Annotated in this window: 28 protein-coding genes and 1 other RNA gene; 6 read left to right on the top strand and 23 right to left on the bottom strand. The window is 56.6% G+C overall.

The annotated features are described in order from the left end of the window. Window positions 1-5: 5 nt before the first annotated feature. The 7 genes from B7L15_RS05570 to rsmI form a co-directional block, all read right to left on the bottom strand. Window positions 6-1,364, bottom strand: coding sequence for a UDP-N-acetylmuramoyl-tripeptide--D-alanyl-D-alanine ligase (locus B7L15_RS05570; RefSeq protein WP_085918012.1), 1,359 nt, complete (start codon window positions 1,362-1,364; stop codon window positions 6-8). Then, a complete protein-coding gene (locus B7L15_RS05565; RefSeq protein WP_085918011.1) occupies window positions 1,365-2,849 on the bottom strand; it encodes a UDP-N-acetylmuramoyl-L-alanyl-D-glutamate--2,6-diaminopimelate ligase in 1,485 nt (494 codons plus the stop codon). A gap of 15 nt (window positions 2,850-2,864) precedes the next feature. Further along, window positions 2,865-4,571: a peptidoglycan D,D-transpeptidase FtsI family protein gene (locus tag B7L15_RS05560; protein ID WP_085918010.1), complete on the bottom strand. Its 1,707-nt coding sequence runs from the start codon at window positions 4,569-4,571 to the stop codon at window positions 2,865-2,867. Then, window positions 4,568-4,903 carry a cell division protein FtsL gene (ftsL, locus tag B7L15_RS05555; RefSeq protein ID WP_085918009.1) on the bottom strand — a complete coding sequence of 112 codons (336 nt, stop codon included), beginning with the start codon at window positions 4,901-4,903 and terminating at the stop codon, window positions 4,568-4,570. Before ftsL ends, B7L15_RS05560 begins: the two co-directional genes overlap by 4 nt. 14 nt (window positions 4,904-4,917) lie before the next feature. Continuing rightward, window positions 4,918-5,868 carry a 16S rRNA (cytosine(1402)-N(4))-methyltransferase RsmH gene (rsmH, locus tag B7L15_RS05550; protein ID WP_085918008.1) on the bottom strand — a complete coding sequence of 317 codons (951 nt, stop codon included), beginning with the start codon at window positions 5,866-5,868 and terminating at the stop codon, window positions 4,918-4,920. A gap of 80 nt (window positions 5,869-5,948) precedes the next feature. Then, window positions 5,949-6,307: RNase P RNA component class A (rnpB, locus tag B7L15_RS05545), an RNA gene on the bottom strand. A 32-nt stretch (window positions 6,308-6,339) separates the two neighbouring features. Then, a complete protein-coding gene (gene rsmI / locus B7L15_RS05540) occupies window positions 6,340-7,197 on the bottom strand; it encodes a 16S rRNA (cytidine(1402)-2'-O)-methyltransferase (RefSeq protein ID WP_085918007.1) in 858 nt (285 codons plus the stop codon). Window positions 7,198-7,307: 110 nt separating this feature from the next. Here rsmI and B7L15_RS05535 point away from each other — a divergent pair, with 110 nt between their 5' ends. The 4 genes from B7L15_RS05535 to B7L15_RS05520 are packed head-to-tail and all read left to right on the top strand — an operon-like array spanning window position 7,308 to window position 10,426. After that, window positions 7,308-8,837, top strand: a complete 1,530-nt coding sequence (locus B7L15_RS05535) for a penicillin-binding protein activator (protein ID WP_085918006.1) — start codon at window positions 7,308-7,310, stop codon at window positions 8,835-8,837. Beyond that, on the top strand, window positions 8,827-9,198 hold the full coding sequence (locus B7L15_RS05530; RefSeq protein WP_085918005.1) for a YraN family protein: 372 nt from the start codon (window positions 8,827-8,829) through the stop codon (window positions 9,196-9,198). The genes B7L15_RS05535 and B7L15_RS05530 overlap by 11 nt, the downstream gene beginning before the upstream one ends. A 21-nt stretch (window positions 9,199-9,219) precedes the next feature. Beyond that, window positions 9,220-9,807 (top strand): phosphoheptose isomerase, encoded by a 588-nt coding sequence (locus B7L15_RS05525; RefSeq protein ID WP_066321086.1) that lies wholly within the window; start codon window positions 9,220-9,222, stop codon window positions 9,805-9,807. Between the two features lie 34 nt (window positions 9,808-9,841). Next, window positions 9,842-10,426, top strand: coding sequence for a BON domain-containing protein (locus B7L15_RS05520; RefSeq protein ID WP_233337223.1), 585 nt, complete (start codon window positions 9,842-9,844; stop codon window positions 10,424-10,426). 88 nt (window positions 10,427-10,514) lie between these two features. Here B7L15_RS05520 and B7L15_RS05515 read toward each other — a convergent pair whose 3' ends face one another. From B7L15_RS05515 to zapE, 8 genes are all read right to left on the bottom strand, one after another. Next, the gene (locus tag B7L15_RS05515) at window positions 10,515-11,021 is read right to left on the bottom strand and encodes a ClpXP protease specificity-enhancing factor (protein WP_085918004.1); all 507 of its coding nucleotides are present in this window, start codon (window positions 11,019-11,021) and stop codon (window positions 10,515-10,517) included. A 53-nt stretch (window positions 11,022-11,074) separates the two neighbouring features. After that, the gene (gene sspA, locus B7L15_RS05510; RefSeq protein WP_085918003.1) at window positions 11,075-11,701 is read right to left on the bottom strand and encodes a stringent starvation protein SspA; all 627 of its coding nucleotides are present in this window, start codon (window positions 11,699-11,701) and stop codon (window positions 11,075-11,077) included. A 146-nt stretch (window positions 11,702-11,847) separates the two neighbouring features. After that, the gene (locus tag B7L15_RS05505) at window positions 11,848-12,597 is read right to left on the bottom strand and encodes a cytochrome c1 (protein WP_085918002.1); all 750 of its coding nucleotides are present in this window, start codon (window positions 12,595-12,597) and stop codon (window positions 11,848-11,850) included. Next, a complete protein-coding gene (locus B7L15_RS05500) occupies window positions 12,597-13,856 on the bottom strand; it encodes a cytochrome b (protein WP_085918001.1) in 1,260 nt (419 codons plus the stop codon). The genes B7L15_RS05505 and B7L15_RS05500 overlap by 1 nt, the downstream gene beginning before the upstream one ends. Continuing rightward, a complete protein-coding gene (gene petA, locus B7L15_RS05495; RefSeq protein WP_085918000.1) occupies window positions 13,856-14,455 on the bottom strand; it encodes a ubiquinol-cytochrome c reductase iron-sulfur subunit in 600 nt (199 codons plus the stop codon). The genes B7L15_RS05500 and petA overlap by 1 nt, the downstream gene beginning before the upstream one ends. Window positions 14,456-14,660: 205 nt before the next feature. After that, on the bottom strand, window positions 14,661-15,050 hold the full coding sequence (gene rpsI / locus B7L15_RS05490) for a 30S ribosomal protein S9 (protein WP_066321105.1): 390 nt from the start codon (window positions 15,048-15,050) through the stop codon (window positions 14,661-14,663). A 13-nt stretch (window positions 15,051-15,063) separates the two neighbouring features. Then, window positions 15,064-15,492, bottom strand: coding sequence for a 50S ribosomal protein L13 (gene rplM, locus B7L15_RS05485; RefSeq protein ID WP_085917999.1), 429 nt, complete (start codon window positions 15,490-15,492; stop codon window positions 15,064-15,066). A 250-nt stretch (window positions 15,493-15,742) separates the two neighbouring features. Continuing rightward, window positions 15,743-16,921, bottom strand: coding sequence for a cell division protein ZapE (zapE, locus tag B7L15_RS05480; protein ID WP_085917998.1), 1,179 nt, complete (start codon window positions 16,919-16,921; stop codon window positions 15,743-15,745). 192 nt (window positions 16,922-17,113) lie between these two features. On the opposite strand from zapE, the gene B7L15_RS05475 reads away from it, so the two are divergent. Next, on the top strand, window positions 17,114-17,566 hold the full coding sequence (locus B7L15_RS05475) for a YhcB family protein (RefSeq protein ID WP_176243638.1): 453 nt from the start codon (window positions 17,114-17,116) through the stop codon (window positions 17,564-17,566). A 51-nt stretch (window positions 17,567-17,617) separates the two neighbouring features. On the opposite strand, the gene B7L15_RS05470 is transcribed toward B7L15_RS05475, so the two are convergent. Continuing rightward, complete coding sequence (locus B7L15_RS05470) at window positions 17,618-18,379, bottom strand: Nif3-like dinuclear metal center hexameric protein (protein WP_085917996.1); 762 nt, start codon at window positions 18,377-18,379, stop codon at window positions 17,618-17,620. A gap of 139 nt (window positions 18,380-18,518) precedes the next feature. On the opposite strand from B7L15_RS05470, the gene B7L15_RS05465 reads away from it, so the two are divergent. Next, complete coding sequence (locus B7L15_RS05465) at window positions 18,519-19,793, top strand: S1C family serine protease (protein ID WP_085917995.1); 1,275 nt, start codon at window positions 18,519-18,521, stop codon at window positions 19,791-19,793. A gap of 29 nt (window positions 19,794-19,822) precedes the next feature. Here the strand turns inward: B7L15_RS05465 and hisD are convergent, their stop codons facing one another. From hisD to mlaD, 7 genes are all read right to left on the bottom strand, one after another. After that, window positions 19,823-21,142, bottom strand: coding sequence for a histidinol dehydrogenase (hisD, locus tag B7L15_RS05460; RefSeq protein WP_085917994.1), 1,320 nt, complete (start codon window positions 21,140-21,142; stop codon window positions 19,823-19,825). Between the two features lie 11 nt (window positions 21,143-21,153). Continuing rightward, on the bottom strand, window positions 21,154-21,810 hold the full coding sequence (gene hisG / locus B7L15_RS05455) for an ATP phosphoribosyltransferase (RefSeq protein ID WP_085917993.1): 657 nt from the start codon (window positions 21,808-21,810) through the stop codon (window positions 21,154-21,156). A 28-nt stretch (window positions 21,811-21,838) separates the two neighbouring features. Further along, window positions 21,839-23,101 carry a UDP-N-acetylglucosamine 1-carboxyvinyltransferase gene (gene murA / locus B7L15_RS05450; RefSeq protein ID WP_085917992.1) on the bottom strand — a complete coding sequence of 421 codons (1,263 nt, stop codon included), beginning with the start codon at window positions 23,099-23,101 and terminating at the stop codon, window positions 21,839-21,841. Between the two features lie 10 nt (window positions 23,102-23,111). Further along, window positions 23,112-23,363, bottom strand: a complete 252-nt coding sequence (locus B7L15_RS05445) for a BolA family protein (RefSeq protein WP_085917991.1) — start codon at window positions 23,361-23,363, stop codon at window positions 23,112-23,114. A 98-nt stretch (window positions 23,364-23,461) separates the two neighbouring features. Next, window positions 23,462-23,800 (bottom strand): STAS domain-containing protein, encoded by a 339-nt coding sequence (locus tag B7L15_RS05440; protein ID WP_085917990.1) that lies wholly within the window; start codon window positions 23,798-23,800, stop codon window positions 23,462-23,464. Next, the gene (locus B7L15_RS05435) at window positions 23,797-24,393 is read right to left on the bottom strand and encodes an MlaC/ttg2D family ABC transporter substrate-binding protein (protein WP_422823556.1); all 597 of its coding nucleotides are present in this window, start codon (window positions 24,391-24,393) and stop codon (window positions 23,797-23,799) included. Before B7L15_RS05435 ends, B7L15_RS05440 begins: the two co-directional genes overlap by 4 nt. Before the next feature lie 159 nt (window positions 24,394-24,552). After that, window positions 24,553-25,017, bottom strand: coding sequence for an outer membrane lipid asymmetry maintenance protein MlaD (mlaD, locus tag B7L15_RS05430; RefSeq protein ID WP_085917988.1), 465 nt, complete (start codon window positions 25,015-25,017; stop codon window positions 24,553-24,555). Window position 25,018: the final 1 nt, after the last annotated feature.

Here is a 25,018-nt window from a genome sequence, read left to right as displayed (position 1 = left end):
GGCGTTTACCTTATCTTATCCGTGCGCAGGGCGGTGACAACTTGTTCCATGCCTGCGCTGCGCGACCCTTTTACCAGCAGGCTGGCATTGGGCGGCAACGTATTATGAAGATGACGCACAAGCGTCGCGTGATCATTAAAATTCAACCCACCATCAAAGGCATCGCTGGCCGGCTTGGCCACTTCCCCCAGCGTTAACAGAAGATCAACACCCAACTGGGCCGCATACCGGCCGATATCAGCATGAAAAGCGTTGGAGTCGCTACCCAGTTCCCCCATTGCCCCCAAGGCACACCAACGTGGCCCAGGAAGGCTCATCAACGTATCCAGCGCGGCTTTTACAGCGCCAGGGTTGGCGTTATAGCTATCATCAAGCACGCTTGCCCCACGTAAGCCGGGTAGCACACCCAGCCGGTTAGGCAGTGCGGACAAGCACGCCAGACGCTCGATCACCTGCGCCGACGACACGCCCAGGGAGAGCGCCGCCGCCGCCGCCGCAAGCGCATTACTCACATTATGCTTGCCCAGCAGCGGTAAATGCACCCGCCCAAGGGATTGGCCTTGATAGTTAAGCGTGAAAGCATAACGCCCTTGGGAGTCACAGGAAAGCGCTTCGGCCCAGATATCGGCCGGTGCCTTGATGCTGAAGCTGATGACACGACACGGCGCAGCACAGGCCGCCCAGTAGGCATAATAGTGATCGTCGCGATTTAGAACCGCCACGCCATCGTCCGCCAAACCGCTCAGCACTTCGCCCTTGGCCTGGGCAATCTGCCCCATACCGCCGAACTCGCCGACATGAGCACCGGTCACATTGGTAATAACGGCGACCTGAGGCCGAGCCAGACGCGTCGTCCAGGCAATTTCCCCCAGATGATTGGCCCCCAACTCGACTACCGCCGCCTGGTGCCCTGGCGTCAACGCCAGCAAGGTTAACGGCGCCCCAATGTCATTGTTGAGGTTCCCCTGGGTGGAATGAACCGCGCCCAGCGGTGCCAGCAAGGCGGCCGTCATGTCTTTTACCGTGGTTTTGCCGCTGTTGCCGGTCACCGCTACCAGCGGGCCTTGCCAGGCTTCGCGCGCGGCGGCTGACAGCAGCCCCAACCCCAGACGGGTATCAGGACACACCAATTGTGGCAGCGGACTCTTCACTGGCGTTTGCACCACAGCCGCAGCCGCCCCCGCCTGCTGTGCCTCGGCCAATAGATCATGACCGTCAAACCGTGGCCCCTTGAGGGCGACAAAGAGCCCTCCCGCCACCATCTTGCGTGTATCGGTGACGACAGTACTGATGGGCATGTCCGCCAAGGATGGCGGCGCTTCAACAGCGAGCGCCGCCGCCACGTGACCGAGGGTCCAGTCCATCTAGAGCGCCTCCCGAGCGGCCAGTGCGGACTGTACGGCCTCACCATCATGGTAGGGGTAGCGCACCCCTTTGATTTCCTGATAGGGCTCGTGACCTTTACCCGCCACCAGAACGACATCATCAGGGTTGGCGTGACGGACCGCATAAGCAATCGCCTCGCCTCGCTCGGCTATTTCCAACGGCTGAGCCTTCTGAGTGAAGCCTGCCAGAATGTCGGCGCGTATACTGTCGGCAGACTCACCCCGGGGATTATCATCGGTCACGATCACGCCATCCGCATGCGCTTCTGCCACACGCGCCATCTCGGCGCGCTTGCCGGTATCACGTTCACCGCCACAGCCGAACACGCACCATAATTTGCCCGCATGTCCATCAAGGGCGCGCAGTGCATTATCAAGCGCATCCGGCGTATGAGCATAATCGATCACCACACTGGGAGAGCCTGCCTGGCGGTAGCACTCCATGCGTCCCGGTACCGGGCTAAGCGACTCTGCCGCCTCAAACAGTGAATCCAGTGACTCGCCCAAACCGTATAGCGTTGCCATGGCCAGCAACACGTTATCCAGATTAAAGCGCCCCATCAGTGACAGCGACAGCGTTTTTTCACCATCCGGCGTGGCGATCAGTGCCTGCTGGCCTTCACTATGAGGATTCCAGCCCACCACGCGCAGCGTGACGGCCTCTTCAGTGCCTGTCGCCAGGACGCGCACATGGCTATCGCAGCCGGCCAACATCAGACGAACGAGCGGGTCATCACCGTTCATCACGGCAAGGGCAAGCTCAGTACGTCTGAATAACTTGGCCTTGGCAGCCGCATAGGCAGCCATACTGCCGTGATAATCCAGATGATCACGGCTCAAATTGGTGAACACGCCGGTCGTGATATCAACGCTATCCAGCCGCGATTGATCAAGGGCATGGGATGACACTTCCAGCGCCACACGCTTGACACCTTGACGAGCCAACCCGCCCAGCGCCGCATGCATGGCAAGTGCGCCGGGCGTTGTCAGCCCGGTATCGCTCAGCGCGCCCAACCGGCCTACGCCCAAGGTACCGATGACGCCAGCCGGTGTACCCAGTGCATCGCTTAACGCGGCAATGTAGTGCGTCACCGAGCTTTTCCCATTAGTTCCCGTGACCCCGATGACTTCAGGGCCTTGAGGCAATTGAAAAAGCGCGCGCCCAAGCTCCCCAAGCCGTCGCGTCAGATAAGGTAACTGCAGAACACGGCCATTGAGCGTGATCTCACCATCGCTTGCATGTGCAAGCACCAGGCCCGCACCTGCTTCAAGGGCGCTATCAATAAAATCGCGACCGTCTAGCCGTCCACCTGGAACGGCCACAAAAATATCGCCAGGGCCGATCTGGCGAGAATCGCTGGTAATATTGATATTGTCGGACAACGATGGCAGCGAGGCGGGCAGCCCACCGGCTGGCCACACCTTGGTGAGCGCTTGTATCACCTCATTCGGGCTGAGCGTCATGCAATCTCCTTCCCACTAGTCCGCCTCTCTATCAGGAGGCACGTCCAATAACCTTAGCGCATTACCTGTCACATTTGAAAATACCGGCGCTGCCACGGCACCCCCATAGAATTCGCCTGCCTTGGGATGGTCGATCATGACCACCGTCACGATGCGCGGATCCGAGATCGGGGCAATCCCGGCAAACACACTACGGTAAGCGTCTTTTGCATATCCCCCCTGGCCGGATTTACGAACCGTCCCGGTCTTACCACCTACACGATAACCTTCAACCCGAGCTCGTCGGCCACCCGTATAAGCGGCGACCGAGCTTTCCAGAATATCCAGCAAGTCATTAGCAACCCGGGGCTCTATGGCAGGGATGCCTTGAAGTGACTCAGAAAGACGCAGCAGCGAGGGCGGCAAACGCTTGCCGTCATTGGCAAGCGCTGTATAAGCACTCGCCAACTGAACGGCTGAAACCGACAGGCCGTAGCCATAGGACAGAGCGGCCCGCTCGCTGCGCGACAGGCGTATCGGTGAGGGCAAGTGGCCGGTGGCTTCACCGGGGAATCCCGTTTCCGTACTTTGGCCAAGGCCAAGCTGCCGATACTTTTCCCAGATCTCCGTCTCATCAAGCTCAAGGGCAAGATGCGACATGCCAATATTGGAGGACTTTTCGAGAATGCCCGCTAGATCCAGCTCACCGTAATTCCGAAAATCGCGGATCGTGTACTCGTCGATCCGCATCCAGCCCGGTGACGTGTCCACAATGGTATCGCGATCAAAGCCCTCGTTTTCCAACACCGCCGACATCGCCAGCGGTTTCATTACCGAGCCGGGCTCGATAACATCGACCAACGCCTGGTTGCGCAGCCCGCGGGGGTCTAGCCCTGCCCGATTATTCGGGTTATAGGAGGGTAGATTGGCCATGGCCAGCACTTCACCACTGCGGGCATCCATCATGACCAGAACACCACCATCCGCCTTGTTTTCAACGACCGCTGACCGGAGTTCCCGGTAGGCCATGTACTGCAATCGCTGATCAATTGAGAGGGTCAAATCGCCACCCGGCTGAGCTTCACGGATAACATCCAGCTCCCTGACCAGTCGGCCACGACGATCCTTGATAATGCGTCGCTGCCCCGGACGACCGGCCAGGTGAGGCTGGTAGGCAAGCTCAAGCCCTTCCTGTCCGACATCATCAACGTTGGTCACGCCAAGCAGCTGTGCCGCCACTTCACCTGCGGGGTAGTAACGCTTGTATTCCCGCTGGGGGTAGACCCCTGGTGTGCGCAAATCGAGGATACGTTGAGCGGCTTCAGGCGTCATTTGGCGACGCAGGTACATGAACTCATGCTCGCTATAGCGCGCCACTCGAGCCTCAAACGACTCCAGCGACATACCCAGTGCCTGGGCCAGGACGATACGCTGAATCGCATCGTCGGGTAGTTCCTGGGGGTTCGCCCAAAGCGTAACTACTGGCGTGGAGATCGCCAGCGGCTCGCCATTGCGATCAGTAATCATCCCCCGGTGGGCAGGGATGACCTCATTACGCAGCGTACGCGCATCCCCCTGGCTTTGCAGAAAAGGTCGGTCGATCACCTGCAGCAAGGTAATCCGCCCTATCAGGATCGCGGACGCCAGGACAATAAGCAGCATGACAAAGAAAAACCGCCCACCCGGCAGCGGAGGAGCGACAGGCGCTTGGCGTGAACTGACGCCCCGGCGCTGAGTGCTCATGGCCGAATTACCTCAACGTCATCAACATCGGGAATACGCATCCCCAGACGCTGTGTGGCAATCTGCTCTATGCGCGCAGGCGTTGACCACGCGCCTTCCTCCAGCAGTAGCTGACCCCATTCAGTGTTCAACTGGTTCCGCTCTTGCTCTAGTTGCTGTAGCTGAGCGTACTGCCCCCGGGTCGCATGGGTGGTCACGACGACGCAAAAAGCCGTTGCCAGGCAGGCTAAAAAAAGCAGGCTAAGAGCCACTGGCCAGGGCCGCAGACGTAAAGAAAACGGCCATCCGGCCTGCAAAGAAGACCACCACCGATCAAGTTGCTCCAAACTCATACTGACATCCGTGATCACTCTCGTTTGCGCGCAGCACGCATGACCGCACTTCGGGCACGCGGGTTCTCGGCCACTTCGGCATCGCTCGGCCGTCTTCCTTTACCCAACGCCTCGAGACGACGGCTCAACTGGTCATCTCGAATCGGCACGCCCTTGGGTAGATGTGTATCGCCTCGCACATGATGGCGAATAAAACGCTTGACCCGGCGATCCTCGAGCGAATGGAAGCTGATGACCACCAAATGCCCCCCCGGCGCCAAGGCCTCGAGGGCAGCCTCAAGCGCGGCATCCAACTGTTCCAACTCGCCGTTTAAATAAATCCGCAGGCCCTGAAATGCCTTGGTGGCCGGATGACGGCCTTTTTCCCATGCCGGATGGGCGGCTTTCAGTACGTCGGCCAAGTCCACCGTATGCGTAAATGGCGCCTCGGCCCGCCTATTGACGACCGCCCGCGCAAGCCGTTTTCCAAAGCGTTCTTCGCCATAGGCTTTGAATACGTGCGCGATGGTGGCTTCACTGGCGTGAGCAAGAAATTCTGCGGCGCTTTCCCCTTGACCGGGATCCATACGCATATCCAGAGGGCCATTGCGCATAAAGCTGAAACCCCGCTCAGGGTCATCAAGCTGTGGCGATGACACGCCAACATCGAGCAAGACCCCGGCAAGCTTGCCGTGCACACCCTGCTCGCGGGCAACATCGCCCAGCCGGGCAAAGTCGCGCTGTACCATGGTAAATCGTGAATCGGCGATATCTGCCGCCGCCGACACGGCTTGAGGATCCCGGTCGAGGGCAATCAAGCGACCTACCTCATTCAAGCGCGACAAAATGACCCGGGAATGGCCGCCACGGCCAAAGGTGCCATCAAGGTATATGCCATCAGGTTGATGAACGAGGACATCGACAGCGCCGTCCAGTAGCACACTGGTATGCTCGAATGGAGCGCTAGCCTGATCAGATGACGGCATGGTAAAGCTCACAGGTAGTCCAGGTCACAGACAGTACACTCACAGGAGAATGAGGGGCATGCCTGGGCATGCCCCGATGAATGGGGAGTCGGCCGATAAGCCGGGTTCTGTCGTGGACAGTCATTCCTCTAGGCACTGCGTTACCACAGCGCTCAAGCAACCTACCCGGACCCAGCGCGGGCCACGCCATTGGGTCCCTATTTGGTCTTGCTCCGAGTGGGGTTTACCTTGCCACGCACTGTTGCCAGGCGCGCGGTGCGCTCTTACCGCACCCTTTCACCCTTACCGGCCCCGAAGGGCTTAGGCGGTCTACTCTCTGCTGCACTTTCCATCGGCTCACGCCGCCCAGGCGTTACCTGGCACTCTGCCCTATGGAGCCCGGACTTTCCTCCCCCAACACCTTTTGAGGGGCATTAGCGGCGACTGTCTGGCCAACTCCGGCGGCAAGCATACCAGTGCCCAACGTTCGCCTCAATGCTCGCCTTTCATGCCTTGCAAGCGGGCATACCAGGTTTGCTTACGACCGCCGAACAGGCGGGCAGCAACACTTGCCGCCTGTTTGACACCAACGCCTTCTGCTAGCAACGTCTCAAGCAGGGTTTCGGCGTCAATCGCCTGCTGCTCACTTTGCGCTACCGGCGGCGAACCTGCGACGATCACGACAAACTCGCCGCGCGCCTGATTCGGATCGCTGGACAACTGCGCCAGCAACGACGACGGCGTACCGTGCAGAAATGTCTCGAAGGTTTTGGTCAGCTCGCGAGCCAGGACGACCTCGCGGCCTTCCAGCTGTTCATGCAAGGCCTCCAGGGTATGAACGATACGATGCGGGGATTCATAAAATACCAGCGTCTCCTCGCGCACCTTCCAAGCCTCCAGCGCCTGTCGTCTCGCGCCGGGCTTAGCAGGCAGAAACCCGCCAAATACAAAGCGATCGGTAGGCAAGCCGGCTGCAGACAACGCGGTAATCAGTGCGCAGGGGCCAGGTATCGGCACAATATGACGATTACGCGCGCGCAGTTCACGCACCAATACGAACCCCGGGTCGCTGATCAGCGGTGTCCCAGCGTCGCTGATCAAGGCAATATCCTCCCCCGCTTCAAGGTAGCGATCCAGGCTATCGACCCGTCGCGCTTCATTGTGCTCGTGCAACGATACCATCGGCTTATTCAAGCCCAGATGCGACAGCAAGCGGGCGCTGTGACGTGTATCCTCAGCGGCAACGCGGGCCACCTCACCCAGCAGTCGCACGGCGCGGGCAGAAAGATCATCCAAATTCCCAATCGGCGTGGCGACCACGTACAATGTACCCGGCGGTGTATGTGTCATCGTGACTCCCAATTCGTCAATGGCTTGCCCCTCGGTACGCTATGCTTGTGCAATAGTCGCCAAATCGTTGACAAGCAGCGACGGTGCAAATGGAAACTAAGGAAGGATACATGAAACAGTCATTACGTGGCTTTCTTGCCGCTACGCTCATGGCGCTTTTCGTTGCGGGCTGTGCGACACAGCCCCCCGGCGTCGTTGATCGAGTACCCGACGAGGACCCTGGTCGCCTGCTTAGCCAGGCGGAAGAACAGGCCCCGGAAGAAGCAGCCAGAACGCGCCTAGAGGCGGCCAATATTTTTGCCCGCCAGGGCCAACGCGAAAATGCCTTTGAGGCGGCTGACAACATTGACGAACAAGCGCTGTCCGAAGCAAACCGGGTTCGCTGGGCACTCCTTTTTTCCGAGTTAGCCCGCGCACTCAATGCACCTGACAGCGTCTTGCGCGCCACCCAGGTGCTTGATGACGAGTTGCCGATGCAGGCCGACCAGCAGCGCACGCTTGAAGACCGCCAGCGCTGGGCACGCGAAGCGCTCGACAAACCCGATCCGGAACGCTTTGCACTGCCTGAACTCGAAGGCGAAACGATCAACCGTATCGTCGTGGCACTCCCCGAATCCGGCGCGCTCAGCAGCGTCGCCGAGACCATTGCCTCCGCCATGCGCCGCCATCACGACATCACCGGCGACAATGTACAACTGAGCTTCCTGGATGCTTCGCAGTACTCGCTCAACGAGCTTTATGATCGCGCCCAGCAGATGAACACCCAGGTGATGATTGGGCCGCTGGACAAGGAACTGGTCACTCAGCTTGAACAGCGCGACAGTGTTCCCGTGCCGACATTGGCCCTCAACTACGGGAGTGGCGATCGCAATCAAGCCAAGCGGCTTTTCCAATACGGCCTCTCGGCTGAAGATGAAGCGCGTCAGGCCGCACGCCGCGCTTGGCAGGATGGCCACCGCCAAATGGCACTTATGGTACCCGATAACAACTGGGGGCAGCGCGTCGGCGAAGCTTTCTGGAACGAGTGGCATCGCCAGGGAGGCGATATCAGCAACGCAGTGCGCTACAACCCTGACAATCCGGTTTCTGATGCGGTAAAGACAGCCTTGAACGTTCGCGGTGAGCGCGCCCAGTTGAATGATATTGATGCCCTCTTCCTACTCGCGCTACCTGACTATGCTCGCCAGGTGCCGCCCACCATGGATTACTACTACGCGCCCGATCTTCCCATCTATGCCACTTCCCACCTTCACGAAGGACGGGGTCAGACGCGCCTTGACCAGGACCTCAATGACGTCATGTTCATGGACATTCCCTGGCAAATTCCTGATGCCGCCGTGGGTGGTGAAGAAGTACTGCCTTTCTACGACAGCTACCAGCGCCTCCGGGAAGAGCCCGATGCCTCGATGTTCCGATTAATGGCCATGGGTGTCGATGCCTATGAAATTGCCACAAGCCTGTCTGATTTTTCTGCACTGGAAGGCTTTGATGGCAGCACAGGCAAGCTGTTTCTCACCGGTGACGGCAGGATCTATCGCGAGCTGCCCTGGGCCAAGTTCCAGAACGGGACACCTGTGCCGATTTTAATCCCGGGCTTGATGAGCAATGAAGAAGACAACGACGCAAGCGATGACGACTAGCTCGAAGACGGCACGAGCGCGCGGGCAAGCCATTGAGCAGCTTGCCGCGCAATGGCTGCAGCAGCAGGGACTGCGCTTAATCGCCAGTAATCACCATGTTAAAGGCGGTGAGCTTGACCTGATCATGGAAGATGCGGATATTCTGGTTTTTGTAGAGGTCAAACATCGCAAATCGAGCCGCTACGGGCATCCTCTCGAGTCCGTAACGGCTCAGAAACAGCAGCGGCTTATCCGGGCCGCACGCCTTTATTTGGCCTCCAGGCGACACCCGTCAGCGTGTCGTTTTGATGTTATCGCCATGACCGGCATGCCCCCTCAGATGGAAGTCGAGTGGGTAAAAGCCGCTTTTGATGCCTTTTGAATCGACAACCAGGAAGCCCTAATGGACTTTCAACCACGCATACTGGACCACTTCAACGCCAGCATTGATACCAAAACCTACGCCAGCGAAGTGCTGCCGCCTTTTATTGAGGTCGCCAGTCAGATGATGGTGCAATGCTTGGTAAGCGAAGGCAAAATTCTTGCCTGCGGAAACGGCGGCAGCGCGGGAGATAGCCAACATTTCTCGTCAGAGTTGCTCAACCGCTTTGAGCGCGAGCGGCCGAGCTTACCGGCACTGGCGTTAACCACGGATACCTCCACGCTAACCTCGATCGCCAACGACTATACGTATAATGAAGTATTTTCTAAGCAGATCAGGGCGTTAGGTCAACCGGGCGACATACTCCTGGCCATTTCGACAAGTGGCAATTCGGCTAATATTGTGCAGGCTATACAAGCCGCTCACGACCGTGACATGACAGTCGTGGCGTTAACCGGCCGGGATGGCGGTGACATGGCATCGCTACTGGGTCAGGATGACTGCGAAATTCGTGTGCCGGCGACCTCCACGGCACGCATCCAGGAAGTGCACTTGTTGGTCATCCACTGCCTTTGCGACTTAATCGATGAGCAACTATTCGGCGGCTAACCCCGCCCTGCCGAAAATGAAAAGGAACCTATCAATGACTCCAAACCTCTCAGCCTCACGTTTTTCTCGTTTGTTAATGGCCGCCACCCTGGGTGCCAGTATTCTGCTCGCAGGTTGCGCGACCAATACCGCTGTCGATGCTTCAAATTACGGTCAACGTGGCGAAGATGTCGTTGCCATTGACGAAACAATTGAACGAGAAGTCGGGCGTGCGCTGGACCGAGCTGACGGACGGCTGGGTGACGCTCGCATTCGCCCCCATAGCTTCAATGGCGTCGTGCTGCTGGTAGGCCAAGTGCCCAGCGAAGAATTGCGCGAGATGGCCGGAAACGTCACCGCTGACTTACGTGGTGTCAATGACGTACACAACGAGCTCACGGTGTCGGCCCGCCTACCCAGCACCCAACGCTTGACCGACACCTGGCTAACCAGCAATGTTATCGCTCAGCTGGCGACCAATGACCGCATTGACTCTTCAAAGCTCAAGGTCACGACGGAAAACGCCAGCGTTTACATCATGGGAATGGTGACGCGTGAAGAAGCGGACCGCATCGTCAATACGGCTTCCAACGTGGCCGGCGTCCAGCGGATTGTAAAAGTCTTCGAGTATATCGACTGACCCGACGCGAAAAATAAATGAAAAAGCCTCGCTGTTCAAAACAGCGAGGCTTTTTCATTTAGGAAGACTTCAAAGGAAGTCTATCGCGTTACTTCACCACCCGGAGCGATGGTTTTTTCTTGCCGGGCTTATCCTTAGATTCACTGTCTGATTCCGACGTTTTCGTTGGCATTTCCTCAGAGGAAGAATCCGCCTCACCGGTTGATTCGGTCGCCGCCAATGTTGGCTTGCTTGGCGGAGTGGCTTCGTCTGTCGCCTCTTCCTCGCCCTCGAGCGGAGTTAATTCCGGCTCGTGACCGAACACCATACCAGCGCCGTTTTCCCGGGCATAAATCGCGATGAGTGCCGGCGTTGGAATCATCACCTGCATGGGCTGCCCACCGAAGCGCGCATTAAAACCAATGGCCTGGTTTTCCATAAACAGGTCGCGAACCGCTGTAGGCGCAACATTGAGTACGATTTGGCCGTTTTGCACAAATTGACGCGGCACTTCAACACCAGGCTGAGTGGCATCCACCACCAGGTGCGGCGTGAGTTCGTTGTCCAACAACCACTCGTAAAGCGCTCGGGCAATATAAGGACGGCTCGATTTCATCTCGTCTCGCTCCTCCCAGAGAGAAGGCCTCGCCAGGCGAGGCCTGAGTGGGTTCAGGCACGCATCTCTTTTTCACGCTCATTCAATGCGGCTTTAAATGCGTCTCGCTCGAACACCCGCGACATATAGTTTAATAGCGGCTTTACCTGTTTTTCCGGCAACTCAATATTCAGTGCCGGCAAACGCCATAGTATCGGCGCCAGACAGCAGTCCACCAGAGTGAATTCGTCACTCATGAAATACGGCATGTCTTCAAAAATAGGTGAAATGCCGATCAGGCTCTCGCGCAGCTCTTTACGTGCTTTTTCGGCTTCTTTTTTTCCACCGCTGGTGATTTGTTCGACCATCGGGCACCACTCGCGTTCGATGCGATGCATCCAAAGGCGGCTCTGCGCACGTGCCACGGGGTAGACAGGCAAGAGTGGTGGATGCGGAAAACGCTCATCCAGGTATTCCATCATGACCTTCGACTCGTAAAGCACCAGATCACGATCAAGCAGCGTAGGAACGCTATTGTAGGGGTTCAGGTCGGCGAGCTCGTCAGGGACATTCTCGTCGGAGACATCGACGACGTCGACAGCCACCCCCTTCTCAGCCAACACAATGCGGACACGATGACTGAAATGATCATCATTACCTGAATAAAAAATCATCGACGACCGTTTGGCCACAACTCCCATGAAACCATCCTCGCAACGAATCAATCTTGAATAATAACACGTCCACCCCACCCTTGGGGAAGGCAACGCCATGCATTACGTTAAAGGCTAACACGAAAAAGGCGCACGACTTGACCGTGCGCCCGGGATTGCCCTGAATCAGAGCCTCAATGAATATCGCGCCAATATTCGCGCTTGAGGAGATAGGCAATGACGGCAAAGATAAACAAAAAGATGAGCACCTTCGGCGCTAACGCCTGCGCCTGAAGCTTCGAGGGCTCTCCCACATAGGCAAGAAAGTTTGTGAGGTCATAAACCGTCTCTTCAAACTCCTCTGGCGAGAGCTCGCCCTGACGAGTAATTTCCAACGTATTACAGCCAGTTTCGCTGCCGGAGGTACCTTCTGATGCATCTGCTTCAGGACATACCTTTTCCTGTACACCCTGAAGCGGCTCCAGCACATTGGGCATGGCGACCAGCTCGAATACCGCATTATTAACCCCGGTAGGACGGCTCGGATCCTGATAGAAACTGAGTAGATAGGAATACAACCAATCAGTGCCGTGCAGCCTAGCTGACAGTGTCAGGTCAGGGGGCGGCGCACCAAACCAGGTCTCACCGTCTTCCTCGCTCATTGACGTTTCCATTTGATCGTTGAACGCCATTTCGGAGGAAAAGATGACATTGTCCTCAATAATGTCCCGTGGAATATCCAAATCCTCAGCGGCGCGCGAAAATCGCTGATACTCAAGCGAGTGGCACCCCATACAATAGTTAACGTAGAGCTTCATGCCATTTTGCAACGACGCCTGATTCTGCAGATCCGGCTCCATGGAGTGCGGGACACCTGCGCCACCGGCAGCCATTGTGGTCATAGGCACCAGAACAGCAATGAGCGCGATCAGTTGTTTTTTCATTAGCCTGTCACCCTTTCCGGAACGGGTTTTGTTCTTTCCAACCGCGTATAGATCGGCATCAACAAGAAATAAGCGAAATAGATCGCTGTACAGACTTGGGCCAATAGTGTTCGCCCCCCTGTTGAAGGCATTACACCTAGAACACCCAGCGTCACAAAGCTTGCCGCAAACAACGCTAACATCAGCTTGGATATCCAGCCTTTATAGCGGATCGAACGCACAGGGCTACGATCCAGCCACGGCAGCACAAACATCACGGCAATGGCCGCCCCCATGCACATCACCCCTAAAAACTTAGCCTCCAAACCGAAAATCGAGAAGGTAATGGCACGCAAAATCGCGTAAAAGGGCGTGAAATACCACACGGGCGCGATGTGGTCGGGGGTTTGTAACGGATTCGCCGGTTCAAAGTTGGGTGTTTCAATGAAATACCCACCCCCTTCCGGGAAATAGAAAACCACAATGCAGAACACAAACAGAAAAACGGCAACGCCAACCAGATCCTTAACCGTGTAATAAGGATGAAAAGGGATACCATCCCGCGGATTACCGGCTTCATCTTTCTTCTGCTTGATATCAATGCCGTCCGGGTTGTTTGAACCCACTTCGTGGAGTGCCACAATGTGCAGCACCACCAACGCGAGAATCACAATCGGCAACGCGACCACATGCAAGGCAAAAAAGCGATTCAGCGTGATGCCTGAAATCAGGTAGTCGCCACGCACCCACTGCGCCAGATCCGGACCAATAAAGGGAATGGCAGAGAACAGTGAAATAATGACCTGCGCACCCCAGTACGACATTTGCCCCCAAGGCAGCAGATACCCCATGAAGGCCTCGGCCATCAGGGTCAAATAAATGGCCATGCCGAAAATCCACACCAGCTCTCGGGGGGCTTTGTAGGAGCCATATAGCAATCCCCGAAACATATGCAGATAGATCACCACAAAGAAGGCTGATGCCCCCGTGGTATGCATATAACGGATAAGCCAGCCCCACTCCACATCGCGCATAATATATTCAATGGAGTCAAAGGCGCCTTCCGCACTGGGGTTGAAGCTCATGGTAAGCCAGATCCCGGTCAGAATCTGATTGACGAGAACCAATAGCGCGAGTGAACCGAAAAAATACCAAAAGTTAAAATTTTTCGGCGCGTAATAGTGCGATAGATGGTCCTGAAAGAACTGCGTTGCCGGAAAGCGGGCGTCAATCCAGCGCATCAGGCCTCGGGGCGCTTTGGTTTTATTCGAATTACCCATCAGGCCGTCTCCTCATCTTCACCGACAACAATGATGTTATCGCCTTCGAAACGATAGGGGGGCACTTCCAGATTGGTCGGCGCCGGTACATTGCTGAACACTCGTCCCGCCAAATCAAACCGTGAGCCATGACAGGGACAAAAGAAGCCACCAGGCCAATCCTCGACGCCAACGCCCGCTGCATCAGGCTCGGGACGATAGACGGGCGAACAACCCAGATGCGTGCAGATACCAATCAGGACACCGATTTCCGGGCGTATGGAGCGCATTTGACCGGCAATATAGGAAGGTTGCAGAGACGCTTGAGATTCAGGGTCAGCGAGGCGATCAGTGGCAAAGGATTCCGTGCGCTCGATCATTTCGGGCGTTCGGTTGATAATCCAGACGGGTCGCCCTCTCCATTCGACCGTCATACGCTGCCCGGGAGCCAGTTTCGAAACATCGGCCTTAACAGGCGCCCCTGCCGCACGGGCTCTTGCACTCGGCTGCCAAGCTGACACGAACGGGATTGCAACCCCAACCGCTCCTACTGCGCCGACAACCGTCGTCGCGCCTACAAGGAAACGCCGCCGCCCCTTGTTAACGCCGTTATTTGCCATATCCGGCCCCCACTTTTTCCTCACGCAACGCTTAACGTTCCGCAAGAATGACTGTTGTTATTTAATGTCTATGTATAAAGTAGTTTAACCAGCGTGCAGTTCGCCAGGCACGCTTAATCAACGTACACCTTGACGGATGATTGTTATAGCAAAAAAAAGCCCAGGCCAATGGCCTGGGCTTTTTCCACAGTATTTGAGCGTCCGATTAACGCTTGGAGAACTGCGGACGACGACGTGCTTTACGCAGGCCGACTTTCTTACGCTCTACCTGACGTGCATCGCGCGTCACATAACCCGCGGCGCGCAGTGCAGGACGCAGGTCTTCGTTATAATTCATCAGCGCACGGGTAATACCGTGGCGAATGGCACCGGCTTGTGCTGAACCACCACCGCCTTCAACCGTGACGTAAACGTCGAACTGGTTGAGGGTTTCGGTCAGTTCTAGCGGCTGACGCACAACCATACGACCGGTTACACGACCGAAGTAATTGTCGAGTTCACGGTTGTTGACGGTAATTTTGCCGGAACCCGGCTTCATAAAGACGCGGGCGGTGGAAGTCTTGCGGCGCCCGGTACCGTAATACTGCTGTGTCATGGCGGAGATTTCCTCAGATGTTCAGTTCAAGCGGCTGTTGGGCAGCATGCGGATGCTCGGCACCAGCGTACACTTTCAACTTGGTGTACATGGCACGGCCAAGCGGGCCTTTGGGCAGCATGCCTTTCACGGCAGACTCAATAATACGCTCGGGCGCATGGTCGATCATTTTATCGAACGTCATGGAGCGTAGACCGCCCGGGTAACCAGTATGGCGGTAATAGGTCTTGTCCTTCGCCTTGTTGCCGGTCACTTGGACTTTTTCAGCGTTGATCACCACGATGTAATCGCCGGTATCAACGTGAGGGGTAAATTCGGGCTTGTGCTTACCGCGCAAGCGGCGAGCAATTTCGGTAGCCAGACGGCCGAGCGTCTTGTCCGTTGCGTCGACAACGTACCAATCGCGCTGGACGGACTGCGGCTTAGCACTGAACGTCTTCATGGATGAAATCACCAGTTAAATGTGTTGGGTACGACACACCGCAATGCGGCGTTGCACCATCCCTATTTTTTTTGGTTGCGGGATCTTGACCCACAACGTGTAGCGAGGCGGCATTCTACAGCAAGCCATCCGTCAAGTTAAGCCTTTATAGGTATTCACCGAGACTTTTCTGGATTTATCTTTTTATGTGGTCATGGTTCATACAGCCAAGTTTCTACGACCGAGTTTTATATGGCTATACTTTATGCCGCTAGGGCTTGTGCGGCAGCGCCAAATATTCATGGGACTGCATCTCCTGCAGCCGAGAGAGCGTTCGCTGGTATTCAAACGTCAGCTTTCCACCTTGGTAGAGCGACTCCACCGGCACCTCTGCCGACATCAAGACCTTGACGCCCCGGTCATAGAACTCATCCACCATATTGATAAAGCGCCTTGCCAGATCGTCATCTGCGCCGCGCATAGCAGGGACATTAGAAACGATAATCGTGTGAAATTCGCGTGCCAGCTCGATATAGTCATTTTGGCTACGCGGTCCATCGCAAAGCGCCGCAAACTCAAACCAGGCGATGTCATCGTGCAGCCGGCGAGTCGTCAGCACACGCTGATTAATTTCAAGCGGAGCGTCTTCCTCCCCAGCGTGCCCCGCAATTTCGCGAAAACTGCGTGCCAGCTCTTTTTCGGCGGCGTCGTCGAGCGGCGAGTGAAAGATTTCTGCGCGCTCCAGAGCGCGCAGTCGGTAATCAACACCCGAGTCAACATTCACTACCTGACAATGGCGATTGAGCAAATCGATAGCAGGCAGGAACCGGGCGCGTTGAAGACCGTCTTTATACAGGTCGTCAGGCACGATATTCGACGTTGCCACGAGGACGACCCCTCTTTCAAAGAGGGCTTCAAGCAGGTTCGCCAGGATCATGGCGTCGGTGATATCCTTGACGAAGAACTCGTCAAAGCAAATCACCCTCGCCTCACTCGCAAATTTGCTCGCCACCAATGTCAGCGGGTTCTTTTCCCCTTTGTAATGGGTGAGCTCGTTATGCACACGCTGCATGAAGCGATGGAAATGGGTGCGCATTTTATCGGCAAACGGCAGCGATTCGTAGAAAGTATCCACCAGATACGTTTTGCCGCGACCCACACCTCCCCAGAAATAAAGTCCCTGAACGCTCGGCGTCACCGGCTCTTGAGCGGACGTTTTTTTACCTATCAACCCCGCCACCTTGGCCTTAAGCCCTTTATTGGCAAGGACCGTTTTCGGCACCGTCGTCGGGGTTGACAGCAATGCATCGTATAAACGCTGCAAATGCGCCACTGCCGCTTCCTGGGCCGGGTCGTACTCAAACCCCTCTCGCTTAAGGTCTGCACGATAACGCCCCATCGGCGTCGCCGTATTCGGCGCTGGCCCACCACCGTCCGACGTTGCCCTCATCGTTTAACTCTCCTGTTATTTCCGCCTAGGATTACTGAAAACCAACACAACATAAATAAAGGCAACAAGTATACGTGGTTAGGCTCACCAACGCATGAGCATTGACCCAACCATCATCAAGGCGCCTATAATAGCAATCGACTGTTTCATGCGCTGTATAACCAGCAGCGACAGGCATCAAGGGAGATAAATGTGGAAAGCGAGCCATTAACCTATGCAGCAATAGGCCTTGTGATCGGCTTGATAATCGGCGCAGGATGCTACCGGTTACTCAGCAAAAGCCAGCGTCAACTTGCTTCACTTCGCCAAACACTATTGGAACGTGAACATCAGGTGGCGTCACTCAAGAATGGCGTCAGCCATCAACTGTCCAGTGTGCATGAATCGCTGGCAACGATCCGCCAGGAAACCGACGAGCTGGAAAAAAAGCTGCAAGACGACGCGGGCCAGTGGCAACTAGACCAGCTAACACATCGCCCTGCCGAGTTGACTGACCTTCGCCCTGTAAACGAGCCCAGTGATACGCTGAGTGCACCCGCGACGCCTCGCGACTACGCCGATGGCCAGAACGGCACGTTATCCGAACATTTCGGCCTCAAGGATAAAGAGGCTCGCGACGACACGGCAACACCGCCACGTTACTGAGCGCTTCCAGTGTGAGTTGACCCTCGGCAGCATTGCCGAGGGTCAACGTCATCAAGCTGGATTATCAATATCGACAAATCGGTGCTCAACACCATATTCATCAGCCAACCATTCCCCTAATGCCTGAACACCATAACGTTCAGTGGCATGATGGCCTGCCGCCAGATAATGGATCCCCATTTCTCTGGCAAGATGCGTCGTTCGCTCTGAAATTTCTCCGGAAACAAATGCCTGCGCACCACCTTCAAAAGCGGCACTGATCATATCCTGCGCCCCACCCGTGCACCAGGCGATGCGCTCTATGTCACCCACACCCGGCGCTTCAATGAGCAGTGGTTCTCGCTGCAAGGTCTGGCTTATTTGCCCGGCAAGCGCGGTCGCACTCAGTGGCTTGGCAACGCGCCCAGACCAAAGCAAACCTTCACCCAGCTCCCCATCCAGGCAACCTTCAACTTTCCAGCCAAGCTGCCTGGCCAGCTCAGCGTTGTTGCCCATCTCGCTGTGGGCATCAAGGGGTAGATGATAGGCCAGCAGGTTTATCTCATGATCGAGCAAGGTTTTGATTCGTCTTTGCTTCATGCCCGTAATGGCGACCGGCTCGTTCTTCCAAAAATAGCCATGGTGCACAATCAACATATCAGCCTGCCAGCTCACTGCTTCGTCAAGCAAGGACTGGCAGGCCGTCACGCCGGTCATGACACGGGCTACTCGATCACGACCTGCCACCTGAAGGCCGTTAATTGTAAAGTCTTTAAACTGTGAAGCGCGAAGCTGATGGTCACAGGCTGCTACTAATATATCGCGTTGAATCACCGTTGCTCCTAAGTATCTGCTGGCATCCATGAGATACAAGCCAATAAAATGTTATCATTTATAAGATAACGTCTAGTGTAAAACTGACGACTCGTCAGCGCTATTATCTACCCCTCGACGATCGCCAAAGGAAACCTCAATGAAACGCTTTGTGCTGCCTTATATATGGCCCATCATCACAGGCTTTTTGCTGGCAGCGGTCATCATGTTTGCGTTTCCTGAGCGCTTCCCGCTGCCCTTTCAGCCTTCAGCCCCCCAAACCGCAGACACGCCCTCTCTGGTCACCACGGCAGATAAAGAGACCGACCCAGACCGACCGGCACCTGAAGTCCGGCGAGCGGCGCCCCTGAACCGCAACCAGGGCCCTGCCAGCTACGCCGCTGCAGTCAACCAGGCGGCGCCTGCCGTGGTCAACGTCTACTCATCTCGCATCGTCGAACGCGACGAACACCCACTGATGTCAGACCCGTTCTTTCAGCAGTTTTTCAACGGCGATGACGCCACTACCCATCAACGTATGCTGTCGAGCCTGGGGTCAGGCGTTATCGTCAGTGACGAAGGCTATGTGCTCACCAATCACCATGTCATCAACGGTGCCGACGAAATCCAGGTAGCGCTGCGCGATGGCCGCGAAGTACTCGCTGAAGTGATTGGCACTGACCCTGAAAGTGACCTCGCCGTGCTTAAAATCGACCTGGAAAACCTGCCCGTTATTGAGCTGAGCAATTCAACGGATGTTGCCGTTGGCGATGTCGCCCTGGCCATCGGCAACCCCTTTGGCGTTGGACAGACGGTGACAATGGGGATTATCAGCGCCACCGGGCGTACCCATCTGGGCCTGAACGCCTATGAAGATTTCATTCAGACCGACGCAGCCATTAACCCGGGGAACTCGGGTGGAGCGCTGGTCAACCCGGAAGGCGCGCTGGTGGGCATCAATACGGCCATCTTTTCGCGCTCGGGGGGGTCTCAGGGTATCGGGTTTGCCATTCCAGCCAACCTTGCCCATAGCATTCTGGACGAGTTGGTTACCCAGGGGCGAGTCATCCGTGGCTGGCTGGGGATTGAGGCGCAGGCACTATCCAGAGAGCTTGCCGCCTCTTTCGGCCTACGCACGCCTCAAGGGGTGATTGTCGCTGGCGTTGTGGATGGAGGGCCCGCAGAGAAGGCGGGATTATTGCCTGGCGATGTCCTGCTATCAGTCGATGGCCAACCTATTCTCGATGCGCGCGCCACCATGAGCGATATTGCCTCGATCAAGCCAGGCACCGAGCTACCGCTGACGATTGTCCGCGACGGTGAACGCATGGAGATGACGCTGAATGTTGGTGAGCGCCCCATTCCTTCGACACTTCCACAACCCGACGGAACCCGCCGAAGTGACAATGATGAAGGCGAACCAACCCAGCCCTGACGGACTGAGTGGCCGCCTTTTTCACCCCATCAGGACGGTTTGATTCGATATTCAGCGGATCGCGCGTGAGCGGTCAACGATTCACCGCGTGCCAATACTGAGGCGACCTCACCCAGCGCTGACGCCCCCTCGGCCGAGCAGTGAATCAACGACGAGCGCTTTTGAAAATCGTAGACGCCCAGCGGTGATGAGAAGCGCGCGGTACCCGAGGTGGGCAGCACATGATTCGGCCCCGCACAATAATCACCCAGCGCCTCTGCCGTGTAACGCCCCATGAAGATCGCGCCCGCATGACGAATACCCGCGAGCCACGCATCTGGCGTTTCCACTGAAAGCTCAAGGTGCTCGGGGGCAACCCGGTTGATCAGCGTGACGGCCTCCTCCGCATCGCGGCAGTGAACCAGCGCGCCGCGTCGACGCAATGACTCACGGACGATATCGGCCCGCTCCAGGGTCGGAAGCAGACGTTCTATAGCGGCTTCTACATCCGCCAGATGCTGAGCGTTCCAACTCACCAGGATGGCTTGAGCATCTTCATCGTGCTCCGCCTGGGAAAACAAGTCCATCGCCAGCCAATCAGGGTCGGTCAGTCCATCCGACACCACCATGATTTCAGAGGGACCAGCAATCATGTCGATACCCACCTGACCGAATACGGCCCGCTTGGCCGTGGCCACATAGATATTGCCCGGCCCGACGATCTTATCCACCCTGGGGACGCTTTCTGTTCCGTAGGCCAGGGCGGCAATGGCCTGGGCTCCGCCAATGGTAAACACCTGGTCCACACCGGCCACGTGCGCTGCCGCCAGTACAAGATCGTTGAGTACACCATCGGGGGTGGGAACCACCATGATGATCTCTTGCACTCCCGCCACATGAGCGGGAATCGCATTCATCAGAACTGATGAGGGATAGGCCGCCTTGCCGCCAGGTACGTAAATCCCTGCGCGGTCGATGGCCGTCACTTGCTGGCCAAGCACCGTTCCGTCAGGTTCTTCGTATTGCCAGGAGGTCGGTTTCTGATGCTCGTGATAACGCCGAATTCGCTCGGCAGCCCTCGCCAAGGCATCACGCTGCTCAGCGGGCAGCGACTCAAAGGCCTGACGCAATTGCTCAGCCGTCAGACGAAGCTCATCCATTTGGGTAACCGAGACGCGATCAAAGCGATTGGTGGCTTCGATGACTGCCGCATCACCATGACGCTTCACGTTGGCGAGAATGTCATTCACGCGCGCCTGAACAGCACTGTCTGACACGCCCTCCCAATCCAGCAACGCGTCCAGTTGTCCGGCAAACGCCTCATCGGCAGTGTTGAGCCGTGCTATCGTCACTGTAGCGTTCTCGTTCATAGCAACCTCACTTAGTCGGCGGACGATATCGTCTTGCGATCGGCAATGGCGCGTTCCAGTCGAGCCAGCAATGGCTTGATACGCGCGTGCTTCATGGTCATGGCCGCCTTGTTGGCCACCAGGCGCGTGCTGATCGGCGCAATCAGCTCACGCGGTTCCATACCATTGGCGCGCAGGGTATTACCGGTGTCGACGATATCGACAATTTCATCGGCCAGGTTCATCAACGGCGCCAGCTCCATGGCACCATAAAGCTTGATCACCTCGGCCTGGATACCTTGCTCGGCATAGTAGCGCCGAGCGATATTGACGAACTTTGTTGCCACCCGACGGCGTGCCAGCTTCGGCGGCTCACCGGTAACGCCGGCGGTCATCAGCTTGCAGCGTGCAATATCGAGATCAAGCGGCTCATAAAGCCCTTCGGCGCCGTGCTCTAAAAGGACATCCTTACCGGCCACCCCCAGATCGGCTGCCCCAAGCTGAACGTAGGTCGGCACGTCCGTTGCCCTGATCACGACGAATTTGACATCGGGCAGGTTGGTATCGAACAGCAGCTTACGACTTTTATTTAAATCCTCTGTAGGCGTGATGCCTGCATCGGCCAGCAGCGGTAGCGTCTCTTCTAGAATACGGCCCTTTGAGAGGGCTAAGATCAGTTGCTTACTCATTTTGGTTGCCAATGGTTGGGGGCCGGGCTCAGCCTGGGATACGGCGGATACGCGCACCCAGCAGCTGCAGTTTTTCCTCGATACATTCGTAGCCACGGTCAATATGATAAATGCGATCGACCAGGGTTTCGCCCTCCGCCATCATGGCGGCAATCACCAACGAGGCGGACGCGCGCAGATCCGTCGCCATCACCGGCGCACCCGAGAGCTTGTCAACACCGCTAATCAGGGCGGCATTGCCCTCCAGAACGATATTCGCACCCATGCGGTTCAGTTCCTGCACGTGCATGAAACGGTTTTCAAAAATCGTTTCAACAACTCTTGATGCCCCTTCTGCCACGGCGTTCATGGCCACGAACTGGGCTTGCATGTCGGTAGGAAAGGCCGGGTACGGCGCCGTGCGGATATTCACGGCACGGGGACGCTTGCCGTGCATGTCCAGGGCAATCCAGTCGTCGCCGGTAGAAATCTCGGCACCCGCCTCTTCCAGCTTGGCGAGCACGGCTTCAAGGATATCCGCCCGGGTGCGTTTTACCTTCACGCGACCGCCGGTCATGGCCGCCGCAACAAGAAAGGTACCGGTTTCGATACGGTCCGGCATGACATCGTGAACGCAGCCCCCAAGCGACGCCACGCCTTCAATCGTGATGGTATCGCTGCCGTGTCCACTGATCCGAGCGCCCATTTTGATCAGACACTCAGCCAGGTCGACCACTTCAGGCTCACGAGCGGCGTTTTCAAGCACGGTGACGCCATCCGCCAGTGTGGCGGCCATCAACAGGTTCTCGGTGCCGGTAACCGTCACGGTATCAAAATAAATCGTCGCCCCTTTCAGGCGACCATCCACTCGCGCACGAATATACCCTGCTTCGACGCGAATCTCGGCGCCCATGGCTTCGAGACCACGAATATGCAAGTCCACCGGGCGGGAACCGATCGCACAACCACCGGGCAAGGACACATCAGCTTGGCCAAAATGTGCCAGCAGAGGCCCCAGCACCAGAATGGAGGCGCGCATTTTCTTTACCAGCTCGTAAGGCGCGTGGCAGTGAGTGACCTGGGAGCCGTCCAGTTGGATGGTGAGGTTATCCCCCATCACCGGCTCGACGCCCATACGGCCAAGCAGTTCCAACGTGGTGGTAATGTCCTGCAGGTGCGGCAAATTACCGATCACCACAGGCCCCTTGGATAAAAGACTAGCGCAAAGGATGGGCAATGCCGCGTTTTTGGCGCCGCTGACCCAAACTTCGCCGTCAACCGAGCCATTGCCGGTAATTATGAGTTTATCCATGAGATAACCGTTACTGCACGTTTTCAGCAGCGGTTTGCCACTGTGACGGGGTGTAGGTCTTGATGCTGATGGCATGCAAGGCACCCGAGGCAATCTCATCACTCAAGGCTGAATACACCAATTGCTGGCGCTTCACGGGCGATAATCCTTCAAAGGCATCACCCACTGCAATCACCTGAAAATTACAGCCTTCGCCCTGAATATGGAACTGACATCCGTCGACACGCGATTCGAGCAGGGCTTTCACCTCTTGGGGTTGCATAGGACAGAGACTCCTTAAAGGACGTTTGTAAGTGGGTAGATGGATATCAAGAGGAGGACATCATAAAGAAAAGCTGGCGCTTTGGCGACGCCCACGAATCAGCCAACAGACTGCTCGCCGGGCGCCCGGATCAATGCGTCCAGCTCGGCAAGTTCGGCAAGCCGCTGGAGCGGCGCTGACAGGGCAATAGACGTTACCCTGATACGATACTCATGGCATGTGCGCAACCATTGGAGCAAGACGCTCAAGGCGACGTTGCGCGGCGTTGCCACCTTACTGAAATCAAACGCGACCGTTTCGGGCTTTTGACTGGCTAACCAGCGCGCGCCCTCTGCAGCAAGTGCTGCCGCAGAGGCAATATCCACGTCACCCTGCACACTCAAGCCATCGGCCTGCTGGTGCAGCGATACATCGCGGTCGGTAAAAATCACCGTCACGCATCGCCCCCTGCTTCGAGCTCGTCGACACCCACGTCCGGCGCCCAGCTATCAATTACCGCATCGTAATCCCGGTTATTGTCACGCATTGCCTGATCAAACTGGTTACGGAAGGTCAGCCCCAGATTGATGCCGTTCACAATGACGTTGACGACACGCCACTCGCCGTCGGATAACCGCAGACTATAGTTGACCGGATAGACATCACCATTAGTGGCGACGACTTCCATGGCCACGCTGGCACGGTCTTCTTCACGCTGAGGACGCTGGTCATCCAGAACGCGAATGTCATCGTAGTCAAAGGTCACCAATCCGCGTGTGTACGTATCGATAAGCGTTTGACGAAACACGTCGACAAAACGACTGCGCTGCTCTGGCGAGGCATTACGGAAATAACTTCCCATCACGCTGGCACCGATGTAGCGAAAGTCCGCCACTTCTTCAAGACTCTCATCGACTTGCTGTTTCAGCTCATCGATATTTTCTTCGTAGTACGCCTCACGGCCTTCAAGCTGGGCCATGAATTCGTTGATATTGCTGCGAATCATCTCTTCGGGTGGCTCGGGTTGAGCGCTTGCCGAGAGCGGCACCATCGCCGCGAAAAGCGCGACAGCAAAGGTGAACACCGAGACGAACGACCCTTTCTTTACAGACATCCTTTTATCCTCCTATTGACGGCGAACAATGTCTCCGTCACCTGTTTCAACACGAGCAAGTCAAACAAATACGGCAAGGGCACCTCATCACAATGATCAGTTAGTTGCCATATTGGATATAAATTGCTGGATAAGTTCTTCAAGCACCAGAGCCGATTGGGTATCGCGTATCGTATCGCCTTCCTCAAGCATCTCGGGGTCGCCCCCCATGCTCAGGCCAACGTACTGTTCCCCGAGCAACCCTGACGTCAGAATCGCGGCAGTGGCATCCCGGGAAATCTGACCTTCCAGCTCATTGCTCAGGTTCAGCGTTACCCGGGCGTCATACCATTCGGTATCCAGCTCGATCGACTCGACATGACCCACCGTGACACCTGCCATGGACACCCGCGCACGAGGTTTCAGGCCGCCAATGTTGGAAAAGTTAGCCTCCAGTTGATACGTATTAGACGCACCCGAAAAGGTCAAGCCACTCACCCGCAGCCCCAGAAACACCAACCCCAGGATGCCCACCAGGATAAACAGGCCGACGCCAAACTCCATGGTCCTACTTCGTTTCATG

This window comes from Halomonas sp. CSM-2 (assembly GCF_002119345.1).
Classification (GTDB): Bacteria; Pseudomonadota; Gammaproteobacteria; order Pseudomonadales; family Halomonadaceae; genus Vreelandella; species Vreelandella janggokensis.
Note: the sequence above shows the minus strand (reverse complement) of the source record. Positions and strands in the feature narration are given on the sequence as shown.

Coding starts and splice junctions, on each gene's coding strand:
- B7L15_RS05560 (WP_085918010.1), bottom strand. CDS start 4,571: ATGAGCACTCAGCGCCGGGGCGTCAGTTCACGCCAAGCGCCTGTCGCT.
- mlaD (WP_085917988.1), bottom strand. CDS start 25,017: ATGAAACGAAGTAGGACCATGGAGTTTGGCGTCGGCCTGTTTATCCTG.
- petA (WP_085918000.1), bottom strand. CDS start 14,455: ATGGCAAATAACGGCGTTAACAAGGGGCGGCGGCGTTTCCTTGTAGGC.
- rpsI (WP_066321105.1), bottom strand. CDS start 15,050: ATGACACAGCAGTATTACGGTACCGGGCGCCGCAAGACTTCCACCGCC.
- B7L15_RS05530 (WP_085918005.1), top strand. CDS start 8,827: ATGACGACTAGCTCGAAGACGGCACGAGCGCGCGGGCAAGCCATTGAG.
- B7L15_RS05500 (WP_085918001.1), bottom strand. CDS start 13,856: ATGGGTAATTCGAATAAAACCAAAGCGCCCCGAGGCCTGATGCGCTGG.
- B7L15_RS05465 (WP_085917995.1), top strand. CDS start 18,519: ATGAAACGCTTTGTGCTGCCTTATATATGGCCCATCATCACAGGCTTT.
- hisG (WP_085917993.1), bottom strand. CDS start 21,810: ATGAGTAAGCAACTGATCTTAGCCCTCTCAAAGGGCCGTATTCTAGAA.
- B7L15_RS05570 (WP_085918012.1), bottom strand. CDS start 1,364: ATGGACTGGACCCTCGGTCACGTGGCGGCGGCGCTCGCTGTTGAAGCG.
- B7L15_RS05520 (WP_233337223.1), top strand. CDS start 9,842: ATGACTCCAAACCTCTCAGCCTCACGTTTTTCTCGTTTGTTAATGGCC.
- rsmI (WP_085918007.1), bottom strand. CDS start 7,197: ATGACACATACACCGCCGGGTACATTGTACGTGGTCGCCACGCCGATT.
- rplM (WP_085917999.1), bottom strand. CDS start 15,492: ATGAAGACGTTCAGTGCTAAGCCGCAGTCCGTCCAGCGCGATTGGTAC.
- B7L15_RS05435 (WP_422823556.1), bottom strand. CDS start 24,393: ATGGTGCCGCTCTCGGCAAGCGCTCAACCCGAGCCACCCGAAGAGATG.
- B7L15_RS05445 (WP_085917991.1), bottom strand. CDS start 23,363: ATGCAACCCCAAGAGGTGAAAGCCCTGCTCGAATCGCGTGTCGACGGA.
- zapE (WP_085917998.1), bottom strand. CDS start 16,921: ATGAGGGCAACGTCGGACGGTGGTGGGCCAGCGCCGAATACGGCGACG.
- hisD (WP_085917994.1), bottom strand. CDS start 21,142: ATGAACGAGAACGCTACAGTGACGATAGCACGGCTCAACACTGCCGAT.
- B7L15_RS05535 (WP_085918006.1), top strand. CDS start 7,308: ATGAAACAGTCATTACGTGGCTTTCTTGCCGCTACGCTCATGGCGCTT.
- B7L15_RS05515 (WP_085918004.1), bottom strand. CDS start 11,021: ATGAAATCGAGCCGTCCTTATATTGCCCGAGCGCTTTACGAGTGGTTG.
- B7L15_RS05505 (WP_085918002.1), bottom strand. CDS start 12,597: ATGAAAAAACAACTGATCGCGCTCATTGCTGTTCTGGTGCCTATGACC.
- B7L15_RS05525 (WP_066321086.1), top strand. CDS start 9,220: ATGGACTTTCAACCACGCATACTGGACCACTTCAACGCCAGCATTGAT.
- B7L15_RS05565 (WP_085918011.1), bottom strand. CDS start 2,849: ATGACGCTCAGCCCGAATGAGGTGATACAAGCGCTCACCAAGGTGTGG.
- rsmH (WP_085918008.1), bottom strand. CDS start 5,868: ATGCCGTCATCTGATCAGGCTAGCGCTCCATTCGAGCATACCAGTGTG.
- ftsL (WP_085918009.1), bottom strand. CDS start 4,903: ATGAGTTTGGAGCAACTTGATCGGTGGTGGTCTTCTTTGCAGGCCGGA.
- sspA (WP_085918003.1), bottom strand. CDS start 11,701: ATGGGAGTTGTGGCCAAACGGTCGTCGATGATTTTTTATTCAGGTAAT.
- murA (WP_085917992.1), bottom strand. CDS start 23,101: ATGGATAAACTCATAATTACCGGCAATGGCTCGGTTGACGGCGAAGTT.